The organism is Candidatus Eremiobacteraceae bacterium, assembly GCA_035314825.1.
In the GTDB taxonomy this organism is placed as follows: domain Bacteria; phylum Vulcanimicrobiota; class Vulcanimicrobiia; order Eremiobacterales; family Eremiobacteraceae; genus JAFAHD01.
Genome location: DATFYX010000049.1, coordinates 1 through 11,810, shown reverse-complemented (window position 1 = coordinate 11,810; position 11,810 = coordinate 1). Strand labels below are relative to the sequence as shown.

The 11,810-nt window shown below is 65.4% G+C and carries 17 protein-coding genes; 14 read left to right on the top strand and 3 right to left on the bottom strand.

The features are described 5' to 3' along the window. The 4 genes from VKF82_06700 to VKF82_06685 all read left to right on the top strand — a co-directional run. The coding region (locus VKF82_06700) for a SpoIIE family protein phosphatase (protein HME81750.1) at positions 1–2,245 on the top strand (2,245 nt) is incomplete at its 5' end. Beyond that, entirely contained in the window at positions 2,235–2,594 is a 360-nt protein-coding gene (locus VKF82_06695) for an anti-sigma factor antagonist (protein HME81749.1), read from the top strand. The genes VKF82_06700 and VKF82_06695, both read left to right, overlap by 11 nt. 82 nt (positions 2,595–2,676) lie before the next feature. Further along, entirely contained in the window at positions 2,677–2,853 is a 177-nt protein-coding gene (locus VKF82_06690) for a hypothetical protein (GenBank protein HME81748.1), read from the top strand. A gap of 48 nt (positions 2,854–2,901) precedes the next feature. Further along, a complete protein-coding gene (locus VKF82_06685; protein ID HME81747.1) occupies positions 2,902–3,687 on the top strand; it encodes an MEDS domain-containing protein in 786 nt (261 codons plus the stop codon). Between the two features lie 52 nt (positions 3,688–3,739). On the opposite strand, the gene VKF82_06680 is transcribed toward VKF82_06685, so the two are convergent. Beyond that, positions 3,740–3,931, bottom strand: a complete 192-nt coding sequence (locus VKF82_06680; GenBank protein HME81746.1) for a hypothetical protein — start codon at positions 3,929–3,931, stop codon at positions 3,740–3,742. 193 nt (positions 3,932–4,124) lie between these two features. Between VKF82_06680 and VKF82_06675 the strand changes: the two genes are divergently transcribed. Then, entirely contained in the window at positions 4,125–4,688 is a 564-nt protein-coding gene (locus VKF82_06675; GenBank protein ID HME81745.1) for a ferritin-like domain-containing protein, read from the top strand. Between the two features lie 69 nt (positions 4,689–4,757). Here the strand turns inward: VKF82_06675 and VKF82_06670 are convergent, their stop codons facing one another. Beyond that, a complete protein-coding gene (locus VKF82_06670) occupies positions 4,758–4,967 on the bottom strand; it encodes a hypothetical protein (GenBank protein ID HME81744.1) in 210 nt (69 codons plus the stop codon). Positions 4,968–5,045: 78 nt separating this feature from the next. On the opposite strand from VKF82_06670, the gene VKF82_06665 reads away from it, so the two are divergent. Further along, complete coding sequence (locus tag VKF82_06665; protein HME81743.1) at positions 5,046–5,624, top strand: hypothetical protein; 579 nt, start codon at positions 5,046–5,048, stop codon at positions 5,622–5,624. Positions 5,625–5,729: 105 nt separating this feature from the next. After that, positions 5,730–7,001 (top strand): divalent metal cation transporter, encoded by a 1,272-nt coding sequence (locus VKF82_06660; protein HME81742.1) that lies wholly within the window; start codon positions 5,730–5,732, stop codon positions 6,999–7,001. A 139-nt stretch (positions 7,002–7,140) separates the two neighbouring features. On the opposite strand, the gene VKF82_06655 is transcribed toward VKF82_06660, so the two are convergent. Beyond that, complete coding sequence (locus VKF82_06655; GenBank protein HME81741.1) at positions 7,141–7,299, bottom strand: lmo0937 family membrane protein; 159 nt, start codon at positions 7,297–7,299, stop codon at positions 7,141–7,143. Positions 7,300–7,426: 127 nt separating this feature from the next. On the opposite strand from VKF82_06655, the gene VKF82_06650 reads away from it, so the two are divergent. The 7 genes from VKF82_06650 to dinB all read left to right on the top strand — a co-directional run. Continuing rightward, on the top strand, positions 7,427–7,612 hold the full coding sequence (locus VKF82_06650) for a hypothetical protein (GenBank protein ID HME81740.1): 186 nt from the start codon (positions 7,427–7,429) through the stop codon (positions 7,610–7,612). 15 nt (positions 7,613–7,627) lie between these two features. Further along, the gene (locus tag VKF82_06645; protein HME81739.1) at positions 7,628–8,008 is read left to right on the top strand and encodes a hypothetical protein; all 381 of its coding nucleotides are present in this window, start codon (positions 7,628–7,630) and stop codon (positions 8,006–8,008) included. Positions 8,009–8,019: 11 nt separating this feature from the next. Then, a complete protein-coding gene (locus tag VKF82_06640; protein HME81738.1) occupies positions 8,020–8,448 on the top strand; it encodes a DUF2231 domain-containing protein in 429 nt (142 codons plus the stop codon). A 6-nt stretch (positions 8,449–8,454) separates the two neighbouring features. After that, positions 8,455–9,381 carry a lipid kinase gene (locus VKF82_06635; protein HME81737.1) on the top strand — a complete coding sequence of 309 codons (927 nt, stop codon included), beginning with the start codon at positions 8,455–8,457 and terminating at the stop codon, positions 9,379–9,381. Then, complete coding sequence (locus VKF82_06630) at positions 9,378–9,899, top strand: YqeG family HAD IIIA-type phosphatase (GenBank protein HME81736.1); 522 nt, start codon at positions 9,378–9,380, stop codon at positions 9,897–9,899. Before VKF82_06635 ends, VKF82_06630 begins: the two co-directional genes overlap by 4 nt. Positions 9,900–9,967: 68 nt before the next feature. After that, positions 9,968–10,681: a hypothetical protein gene (locus tag VKF82_06625; protein HME81735.1), complete on the top strand. Its 714-nt coding sequence runs from the start codon at positions 9,968–9,970 to the stop codon at positions 10,679–10,681. Positions 10,682–10,815: 134 nt separating this feature from the next. Next, positions 10,816–11,810, top strand: a 995-nt coding sequence (dinB, locus tag VKF82_06620; GenBank protein ID HME81734.1) for a DNA polymerase IV, incomplete at its 3' end; no start/stop codon positions are given.

Genomic DNA, 11,810 nt, shown 5'->3' with positions numbered 1-11,810 from the left:
CTGGAGCATCGCCTGCGCGCTCGTCGCCGCGCCGCTGTTCACGCTGATCGAAGTCGGGAACCGCGTCGTGCCCGGCGTCGCCGGAATCGTCATCGACGCCGCTATCATGCTGCTGGCGCTCGGCGTGGCGATCGGATTCGTGCAATTAGCGCGCCAGCGCTCGACCCTGGCTGAGGTGGCGACCCGCCACCTCGAGACTGCCCGCACGGACTATGAGACGCTGCGCCAGCGAGAGCTGGCCGCTCAGGCGTTGCGTCAGACCGAGCGGCGCTACCGCGAGCTCGGAGAGTCCCTCCCCTTCGGCATTTGGCAGGTCGATCCGTCCGGCTCAGAGCTGCTGTATGTGAGCGAGTCATATTGCGCGATGCTTGGCATGTCGAAGGAGCAGATCGCGGCTGGCGGCTGGGAGCAGCGGGTGCCGCCCGAAGATAGGGAACGCTTTCGTGCCGCCTGGGCAGCGCGCGATCCCCGCCGCGTCTTCGAGGGCGAGTACCGTATCCGCGGCGCGAACGGCAAGCTTTACTGGATCATGTCGCGCGGCGTGGCCTTGCGCGATGAAAACGACGAGTTGAGCGGTTGGGTCGGTTTCGCGCTCGACGTGACGTCGCGGCGCAGGAGCGCGGATCAGGTCGCATTTCTGGCGGAGCTCAGCCGCGTGCTCTCGCTGTCGCTGGACCCGGTGACGACCCTCGAGCGTACCGCGCAACTCATGGTGCCGCGAGTGGCGGACTGGTATGCGGTCGACCTCGTCAATGACGCAGGCGCCGTCGAACGCGTGCTGATGGTGCACTCGGACCAGCGGTTGACGCTGGAAGCACGGGCGCTGCTCAAACACGCGCCAAGCGACCTTTCGCTTCCGGAGGGAGCCCCGCACGTCATCGCGACCGGTCGGCCGAAGACCTACGACCGGTTGCCCCTTGACGTCATCGCACAGGTCGGCGGCGACGAACGCCTACGCGGCATGCTTGAGGGGTTTTCATTGCGTTCGGCGATCATCGTGCCGCTCGAAGCCCGCGATCGCACGATCGGCGCCTTGACGTTCGTCTCGTGCGATCCCGACCGTCATTTCGACTCCGACGATCTGCTCTTCGCGTATTTGATCTCACGGCGCGTCGCCATCGCCTATGACAACGCCCAGCTGTATGCGCGCGAACACCAGGTCGCAGACACCCTCCAGCGCGCGTCGTTGCCGGAGACGCTGCCCGAAGTGCCGAGCATGAACATCCGCGCACACTACATACCCGGCGCGCACGAGGCCGAGATCGGCGGCGATTGGTACGACGCATTCCAGCTGCCGGACGGAAAACTGGCGCTCTCGATCGGCGATGTCGCCGGGAAAGGCCTGCAGGCCGCTGCGACGATGAACACCGTGCGGCTCGCCCTTCGCGCGGCCGCCTTCGAGGGGCTGCCGCCCTCGGCGGTACTGGCGCGCGCCAACCAATTGCTCCTCAACGACAAGCCGACCATGGTCACGGCGGTGTTCGGTGTGCTGGATGCCGTGACCCAACGTTTCAGCTGCTCGATCGCCGGGCACCCTATGCCGGTGCTCATCACCGCGACCGGAGAAATCGTCTCACCCGTTCCCGTGTCCCAGCCGCTCGGCGTATTCCGAGAGGGCACCTTCCCCGAGCAAGCTCTCGAGATCGGCCTCGGGTCGCTGCTCATATTGTATACAGACGGCTTGATCGAAATCAACCATGACATCGCTGCCGGCGAGGCGCGCTTGCGGGAGGTCGGACGTTTGGCGCTACAGCGCAACGAGCTCAACGCGGCGCGTTTCATCGCCGAGGCGATCGTCGGTGACTCACCCGGCGACGACGTGGCGGTGCTCACCGTCGCGACGGCGGTCGAGCCGCTGCGCACGCTGGATCTGGTGCTGCCCGCAGCGCCCGGCAGCGGCCGGCTCTTCCGGCAGGCATTGCAGCGCTTGTACATGGCGGTGGGTTTGGACGAATCGAACAGATCGAGCATGCAAGTCGCGTCGGGCGAGGCGATCATGAACGCGATCGAACACGCCTACGGCGTTCGCGGCGGCTCTGTGCGGGTACGGGGCGCCGTGCAAGACGGACGCCTCGTCGTCGAGGTCAGCGACAGGGGTCGCTGGCGCGCGCCGAGGGATGACAATCGCGGCCGGGGATTGGAGATGATGTCTGGGCTGGTGGGCGACGTGACGATCGACCGCAGCGAAGAGGGGACCAAGGTGCGTCTGGCCATGCCGTTGACGAACGTGTCCGTTGACGCCTAGCGCGCGATTCTCGCGCCAGACCATCGACGGCGTCGCCGTGGTGCTGGCGCGGGGCGAGATCGATACCGGAAACGTCCACGAGTTGAAGGCCTTCTTGGAGAATTCCACCGAGCCCGACGGCCCGGGGATCGTCGTGGACCTCAACGGCGTTTCGTATTTCGACAGCCGCACCATAGCGACGCTGGCGGAGTTCAGCGCCCGCATCCGTATCAGCCGCCAGCGCTTCGCCATCGTGGCGGCCGACGGGGGGTTCGCCGCAAAGGTCCTGCGCATCGCTGGTTTGACGCTAGTCGTGCCGACGCTCCCCACCGTGGCCGACGCCGTCACCCAGGTGAAAAGTCCGGTCTGAACGGCCGCAGCAGGAGTCGCCCGCAAGTCGAAAAAAACAGGCGCCCGCGTTTCCATCTTGTCGTCTAGCGGAGGCACATGCCATGCCGGTCTGCGACGTCTGCAAGCGATTCGTGGAAAAGACCATATCCGTGCCGGACGCCGATGCGGCGATCTGCGAAACCTGTCTGCGGGCCGGTCACGTCAACCAATTGTTCACGGCTGCGGAGGCCGGCCTGAGCGCACCCGCGGAACCGGCCGCTCCTGCCGCCAGCGAATAGCATGTGGTTTGGGTAAAAGAAGCTGCGACCACTGAGGAAAGGGACTCGATGACGGTACGGCCAGCAGCTTCGGGCCAGCGTCCGTGCACGCATCTCGTGCAGTGCTACCAGGCCGACGAGACCGCACTGGTGCGTAACGCAGCGCAATTCCTCAAGGACGGCATCGAGCGCGGACACTGTCTTGTCGTGGTCGCGACGCCGGCCCATCGCACCGCGTTCGTCCGCGAACTCAAGGGTTCACGTGCGATCTCACAACCCGGATGGATGCGCGGTGGACTCATCTTGCTCGACGCGGCCGAGACGCTTGCCCGCATCGAGGTGGCTGGCGAACCTGACGCTACGAGATTCGACGAAACGATCGGGACGATGATGCGGGCGGCCGCCGGGCGCAACGGGGCCACAGGCGTGCACGCATACGGCGACATGGTCGGCGAGCTTTGGAAAGCAAAACGTTATGCGTCGGCCGCGCGCTTGGAGAACCTCTGGAACGAGTTGCGCGCGAGGATCGACTTCGATCTATTCTGCGCCTACCCGATCGATATCTTCACGGAGCCGTTCGACGCGAACGCGGTTGAGGCGCTGCTACGGACGCATACCCACCTCGCGCCGACCGACCCTGGAGGAGGTCTGGAGGCGGCTTTGCATCGAGCGTTCGAGGAGATCATGGGCGATCACGGCGGCACGCTCGCGCACCGCGTCAACGAGGTGCGCGAGCGCGCGTGGGCGAGCCTTCCCGACGCTGAGGCGATGATCGTGTGGTTGCGACGGGCGATGCCCGACGATGCGCCGGCGATTCTGACCCGCGCGGAACGCTACTACCGCGTAGCCTCGTAAGTCAGGCGGCGCAGCCGTCCTCTCGGATGCTGCGCCGTGCCCGACCGCGGCGTCACTTCTCGCCGAGCTGTTCGTTCGTCAGCGTGCCGCCTTCGTCGATCTCGCCGTCCTCGTCTTGCGTGTCCACTTCGTTTTGGGGATCGAGCTGATCGTCGGTTCCCGGCTTGCGGGTCTTGTCGGACGAACCGGGGTCAAGCTCGGTCTCGGTTCCCCGTTTGCGCCCGAGCTCGGACGTGTCTTTCATCGTGTCGCTCCTCCATCAGGTCGAATAACGCTTCAGCCGCGCTGGCGTCTGTAGCTCTTTACCCACAGGTGACCCGGCGTAACGGCGCGTCTGCCCGCGGGCGTTTCGCAGTCGTCGTCGCGGGTACACCCACACCTGCGCGGACTTCCGCGTCGTGCGCTCGATCGCGCGATCTTCAAGACAGAGGAGTATCATGACGAACACAAGTCTCAAAGGTCTCTTGATCGAGGAGCTCAAGGACCTGTACAGCGCGGAGCAGCAGATGGTCAAAGCGCTCCCGAAGATGGCGAAGGCGGCGACCTCCGATGAGCTGCGCGGCGCCTTTGAGGACCACCTGGAACAGACGAAGGGACATGTCGAGCGTCTCGAACAGGTCTTCAATCTGCTGGGCTTGCCGGCGCGTGGGAAGAAATGCGCCGCGATGGAAGGGCTAATCGAAGAGGGCAAGGAGCTGATCGAAGAGGGACTCCCCGACAACGTCCAAGACGCCGGGCTGATCGGCGCCGCCCAGAAAGTGGAGCACTATGAGATCGCTGCCTACGGTACCGCTCGGACGCATGCCGAGCTACTAGGTCAAAGCGAGGTCGCTGATCTGCTCGAGCAGACACTCGATGAGGAGAAGCAGACCGACGAGAAGCTCACCGACCTATCGGTGAACGTCAACGCGCAAGCAGAAACGGGTACGAATGACGTGGCGCAGTCCGCGCGCGGGACTAGCGGCAACGGCCATCGCCAGAAAGTTGGTGCTCGCCGCTGATCGATAGGTCGGAAACGGGAAAAGAGCGCCGCGCTTGAAGCGGCGCTCGTTTTCTATGGGACGTCGCCGTTAGGTCGAACTCGGATCGGGTTGGGCCGTCGCCGGCGGCGCGGCTGTCGGTTGGACCACGGTCGTCGATGTATTGTTCGTCGTCGATGTCGGAGTCGTCCAGGGACGCCACGCGAACAGCATGATCAGCGCGGCGATCACGACGACCGCGACGATTCCAAAAATGGTCGCTCCGTTATTCGTGTCGCGGACTTGCGGCGTATAGCTCATACGTTAGTCCTCCTGTGTCGGCAGTGCGGAACACCTATACCCGCTTAGAAATGTGCTCTAACGGGTATACATCTCAGCATGAGTACCATGCGCGCTCGCTCGCTCGCCTCTGCGCTGATCCGGACGTGCCTCGCCGCGCTACTCGTCGGCGGTTGCGCGCGCCACGCCACGGCGACGTCGAACGAACTCAGCGAGAAGCTGGCACCGTTCGCACAGACGAGAGCTAAGGCGATCGCCATGGTGATCAGCGCGAAGCATACCTTTGACGCGCCCTCGATCAACCAGCTGATGGTCGCATATACCGATCTCGAGACCAAGAGCAACGCATATGCCGGCTTTCTGGCCGAGGCCGGCAGCGTCGACTCATTCGATGCGCGCAAGAACGACGTATACGCGACCCGGCTGCGAAACGCGATCGCGGCGTTCAACGTCGCCTATGCGGCGCTGTCAAAGCAATCGCCGGTGAGCCCAAACGGCAGCACACGGCTGTCCGACACGTGGGTGGCGCCCTTCGCTCAGTCGGTGCAAGCGTATTGGGACCGCTATCACAACATGCTGGCATCCTCGCCGCGGACCGTCGCGTACCTGACGCAGCAGATCAAGAGCGACACGATCTATCCTAATTTCGAAGACATCGCCACCGAGCGTGTGCGTTAGGCGCTGCGTATGAGCTTTGCTTCGAATCGAGCGCGTACTGCGCGCCGCGGCGCGAGCGCGACGGCCGTGGCACCCGCCACGGCCGTCGGCGTTCGAGAAGCGAAGTTGCGCCGGGAAGCGACGCCGATCGGGCGCTTCTTGGCGCTTCTGGGTCCCGGGCTGGTCGCGGGCGCATCGGACGACGATCCGTCGGGCATCGCGACGTATGCAGTAGCGGGCGCGTCGCTCGGCTACTCGACGTTATGGACAGCACTGGTGACCTTGCCGATGATGGCGGTGACACAGTTCCTGTGCGCCAAGATCGGGCAGATCACCGGACGAGGGCTCAGCGAAGTGCTGCGCCAGCGCTACCCGCGCTCTATAGTCATTCCGCTGGTCGGCGCTCTGCTGGTCGCAAACTGCATCAACGCCGGAGCGGACCTCGGTGCCATCGCCGCATCGATCAACCTCTTGGTCCCCATCCCGATCGCGGCGCTGGTCGTGCCGGTCGGGCTTTTGATCCTCGCCCTGCAGATCTGGGGTTCCTACCGCTTGATCTCCACGATCTTCAAGTGGCTCGCGCTCGCGTTGTTCGCATACATCGGGTCTGCTCTTTTTGCAAGGCCGGACTGGCTTGCGGTGCTGCGCGGCACCTTTGTCCCGACGTTCTCGCTGGGCGCCGGATATCTGACGACGCTCGTGGCGATTTTGGGCACGACGATCTCACCGTACATGTTCTTCTGGCAGGCGCGCATGGAGGTCGAAGAGGACATCGAGTTCGGCCGGCGATCGCTGCACCAGCGCAAGGGAACGACCGACGCCGAGATGCGGTACATGGCGGTGGACGTCAGCTCGGGGATGCTGTTCTCGCAGATCGTGATGTACTTCATCATCTTGTCATGCGCCGCGACGCTGCACGCAGATGGGCATACAAACGTGCAGACGGCTTCCGATGTCGCCAAAGCGCTCGTGCCGTTGGCCGGCAAAGGCGCAGAGCTGCTCTTGGCCATCGGCATGATCGGGGCCGGCTTCCTAGCCGTGCCGATCTTGACCGCGTCATCGGGCTTTGCGCTGTCCGGCGCCCTTGGCTGGAAGGCCGGGCTTTCCACGAACCCCGGGCGCGCTCCGCAATTCTACGGCGTCATCATTGCGTCCACACTCGTCGGCGTCGCGATCAATTTTCTCGGCATCAGCCCGGTGGCTGCGCTGTATTGGACCGCAGTGATCAACGGCGTCCTCGCGCCGGTACTGCTGGTGTTCGTCGTCTTGCTCAGCAACGACAGGCGGGTCGTCGGCGAACGGACGAACTCGCCGCTGGTCAATGCCCTCGGATGGGTGACGATCGTCGCGATGGGGGCCGCCGCGGCCGCGCTGTTCGTGTTCTGGGGGCGTTCCTAGCCCCGCGGGAGCCTCGCGGACCTAGGCGGAGCGCTTGCCGCGTGCTGTCATAACGCGTATGCGCCGCACCAAAAAACGAGAAGCGCCTGCATCGGCGCTTCTCGTCTTGCGTCGACACCGCCCATCGGTGCCTGTTGAACTAGGCGACCGGACGCCGGCCGGTCACGAGGTTGATCACAAGCGCCACCAAGGCGATCACCAAGAGTATGTGGATGAGGGCGCCGCCGAAGTGCAGCAGAAAACCAAGCAGCCACAGGACGAACAGGACGACGATGACGGTCCAAAGCAGGTTTGCCATTTCTTCTCCTCGCGCGTTCACGCAGCAGAGTGATGCTCCCCATATTCCCCGCGAGCGTACGAGCGCAAACATGCGTCCGGTTTCCGCCCTGCCGGTTTCGGGAATGATCTATCATGCGGAGGTACGCATGGAAAAGCAGAAGCGGTACGACGAACCGGCCGACAAGCCGGACGGTAGGGAACCTGACGATAGCGCCGACACGCGCACGCAGGAGGGCGAGATCCCGCCCGGACAGTCGGCCAACAATCCACAGGGCGCTCGGCCGCCGGTGCGCGGTGAAGACGGGCCACCCGCCCTCGGTTCTCGCGAGTGACGCGGGCATCCACCGATGAAGCTGCAGATCGTCGCGGTGTCTAATTCCATCAACGATGCACTCGACGCGATCGACTCGCTGAGCCCGAGCGGCGTGCTCGAGCCTGCGAGCGCCGAAGCGCTCAAGCTGCTGTACGTCTGGGGCTGGAACGACGGGTTCGCGTCGATACGCCGCGCCGACGAAAGCCTGGTGTTCGGCATGCGGACGCAGACGGTGAAACGAGCTTTGCACGAGCTCTCATCGCGCGGTTTCATCCAACTGCGCGACGCAGGCGACTCGTACGCGGTCGAGATCACCTCGCTCGCTATGGGCGGGGTCGCGCCGGGGTTCGCCGTGTCCTGGTGGCGATACTACGAGATCCAGATCGACGTCGGCGGCGATGAGGCGGATCGTTGAAGAGCGATGCGATGCGAGCCCGGCGTCCGCTGCACCCCGTGCTGGTGTCATCGCCGGCCGCGCTCTGGTTGTTCGCCTTCGCCTGCGACCTGATGAGTTTGATCGACCGCGAGAATTGGATCTGGCCAAGCGTCGCGTTCTACGCGCTGTGCGCCGGCGTCCTGGCCGCGCTGGCGGCCGGCCTGTTCGAGTGGTTCGACTACGCCTCGCTGGGCGCGCCTGCCCGCAAAAGCATGCGCCGCCAGCTATTGGTCAACGCCGGCGTGTTCGTCATCTTCGCGATCGATGTGGGGATCCGGTTCTCCGATTTCTTCGGACTGGTGGCGCCGGTCGCCGTCAGCGCGGCCGGCGTGGCGTTGCTGGCATTCGCAGGCCGGTTCGGCGTCGACCCGATGTTCTCGCGCTGCAACTTCGGTGACCGCGAAGCCCAGGGGTCGTAGAATAGCATGCAGACGACGCAGCCTCGAGAGCTGGAAGACGAAACCCCCAAACCGGAACGGCGCCGGGCGTTGCTGCTGGTCAATCCGAACGCGCGCGCAGCGGCCGATGGAAAAGACGCCGTGGCGAGCGCGCTCGTGCGCGCCGGTTTTGAGCTTCTCGCACCTGAACTCACGGACAAGACGGCGGCCGCCGAAGCGATCGAAGCGAACGCCGGCATTTGCGACCTCGTGATCGTCGGTGGAGGCGACGGCTCGCTCCACGCGGCGCTGCAAGGCCTCGTCGGAACGCAGCTGCCGCTGGGCATCCTCCCGCTCGGGACGGCGAACGACCTCGCCAAGACCTTGGAGATCCCAAGCGATCTGGAAGAGGCGTGCACGGTGATCGCGCGCGGCGCGACCCGCCGCATCGACGTCGGTTGCGTCAACGGCATCTATTTCGTCAACGAGATGAGCATCGGCCTGAGTCCCGCCGTCTCGCGGCTGCTGAGCAAAGACATCAAAGCGAGATTCGGCGTCTTGGCGCTGCCGTATCGAGCCTTCCAAGTCATGCGCAGGCTGCGCCGGTTCGCCGCTCAGGTCACCTGTGACGGCAGGGAAACGGTGCTGCGCACCGCGCAGCTCACGATCGGCAACAGCCGCTCGTTCGGCGGATTCGTGGCCAGCGACGAGGCGGAGATAGACGATCACGAACTCGATCTGTACAGCGTGTCGTTCCGCTACTGGTGGTCGTACCTCGACGCCATGCAGGCGCTCATGCGCCGGCGCTACGACGAGGCGCCATCCGTGGCGACGATGCACGGCAAGACGTTTGACATCCGCACGAAGCGCGCAAAGCCGATAGAGGCGGACGGCGAGATCATCTCGATGACGCCGGCGCACGTCCGCGTCGTGCCCAGCGCGATCTCGGTGTTCGTGCCGTCCGCGGCCCCGTGAAGCTGCGCAATCCCCGGCAGTTCATCCGTCCGTTCCGCCAGGTGCGCAGCGTCGTGGAGATCTCTCTCGACGCGCTGTGGACGGCGAACTTTCGCGCCATGGTGATCGACCTCGACAACACGTTGGTCGGCTACAAATCGCTCGAGCCTGCGCCCGAGGTGGCGCAGTGGGTGCGTGCGGCACAACAGCGCGGCTTCGCCATCGCGATCGTCTCCAACAACGTGCGGGCGTGGGTGTCAAGCGTGGCGACGATGCTGGGCATCGTCACGTTCGTGCACACGGCCCTCAAGCCGCTGCCGTTCGGTGTGATGCGCGCGCTGCGGCAGCTGCGCGCGCGACGATCGCAGACGATGGTCGTCGGGGATCAGCTGTTCGCCGACGTCCTCGCCGCGAAGCTCATGGGAGTGTCTGCGATCCTGACCGACCCGCTCGTCCGTCACGAGCACGGCGCTATGTGGCCGGTGCGCCTGGCCGAGCGTTTCATGCTGCTCGGAACACAACAACCGGACGGGCCGTAAGCGACGCGAAATGGTTGGCGAACCCCGGGCGGCGGGTACAAGGCGACCAGGAGGTTCGTAAACGAGTCATGATCAGCAAACGACGCTTCTCGATATCATTCCCGCTCGCGCTCGGCGGGTTCGCGCTGATGGCAGCGATGTGCATTGCGACCGGCGGCGCACGGGCCGACGTGCCCGCGACGCAACCGCCGCAGACCGACGTGAGCATCATCGCTCTGCAGCCTGCCCCAGAGTCGGTGATCCCTTCGGCGCGCCCGGGTTTCTACGGGCAGTTCGGCGTGCCGGTCGCCGCCAACAGCATCCGCTTTCTCATCGACGGACAGGACGTGTCGTCCACCGCGTACGTGTCGCGCACGGAATTCATGTTCGCAGCTCCGTACGATCTGAGCGCGCAGCAGCACACGGCAGAGATCACCGGAAAAGCGATGAACGGTGCCGCGTTCGACAAGTCGTGGACGTTCGCGACGAGCGCCAGCGGTGCGCAGAACTTCCTCAGCGAGCTGGTCCCGGTTTCTAACTCGAGCATCGGACCGTCATTCGTCGTGGAGGGCACGACCCTGCCCAACGCGCGCGTGCGCATCGCCGCAGCGCCGTCGGCAGCCAGCACCGCAGCGCTTGCAGCGGGCGACGCGACGTTCACGATGGATGCGACCGCCGGCCCGGATGGGCGCTTTTCGGCTCCCATCGAGATGGTCAGCGGCGGTCCAGTGACTGTGCGGATCATCTCGATCGATCCGGTTACGACGGCAGGCGCGAGCGCGACGCTCCAGCTCCGAGGTTAGCGCGAGGCGGCACGGCGGGCGTCATGGCACCCGCCGGTTTGAGAATCGGCTGACTGTCTGGCCTGAAATGTGCAGCGCCGTGACTACGCTGTCCGCGGCGAAGGCACCTGGCCGCACGGTGCGAATTGCGTGACGTGATCCTGCATGCCGATCTCGACGCGTTCTACGCCGCGGTCGCGCAGCGCGACGAACCCGCGCTGCGCGGCGTGCCGCTCGTCGTCGCGGGCGCGAGCCGGCGCGCGGTCGTGCTGACCGCTTCCTACGAGGCCCGGCCGTACGGCATCGGCAGCGCCATGCCGCTCTATCAGGCGCGCTCGCGCTGCCCCAAGCTCGTCGTGGTGCCGCCAGCGTTCGACAAGTACCGCGAGGCCAGCAAGGCGGTCTTCGCCGTGCTGCGCGAGCACGCGCACACCGTCGAGGGCATGTCGATGGACGAGGCGTTCTGCGATCTCGGCGACGTCTCGTTGGCGGAGGCTCTAGCACAGGGCCGGCGCATCAAGGATGAGGTCCGTGCGGCCACCGCGCTATCCATTTCGATCGGCGTCGCCAGCGGCAAGATGGTCGCGAAGATCGCGAGCGACGACGGCAAGCCCGATGGGCTCGTCGGCGTGCCGCCCGGCGAAGAGGCAGCGTACCTCGCGACCAAGCCGATCGGCCGTCTGTGGGGCATCGGACCCAAGACGCAGGCGCGGCTGAACGCGCGCGGCCTGGAGCGCATCGAGCAGATCGCCGCGTTGACCGACGAACAGGTCTACGCGCTACTGGGTCGCTTCGGACGGGAGCTGCGCGACCTGGCGCGCGGCATCGATCGGCGCAGAGTCAGCGACAGCGACGAGGTGCGCTCGATCTCCAGTGAGGAGACGTTCGAGCGCGACGTGGCGACCGTCGACGAGCTTCTGCCGGTTATCATGGCACAAGCGGATGAGCTTGCGCAGCGCCTGCAAAAGCGCAGCCTGCGGGCCTACACCGTCGGCGTCAAGATCAAGCTCTCAGATTTCACCATCGTGGGGCGTCAGACGTCGTTGGCGGAACCGGCGGACGACGCGCGCATCATCAATGCCGCGGCGGCATTCTGCCTGCGCCGGGCCGCGCCATCCAAACCCGTCCGCCTGATCGGCGTGCGGGTCGC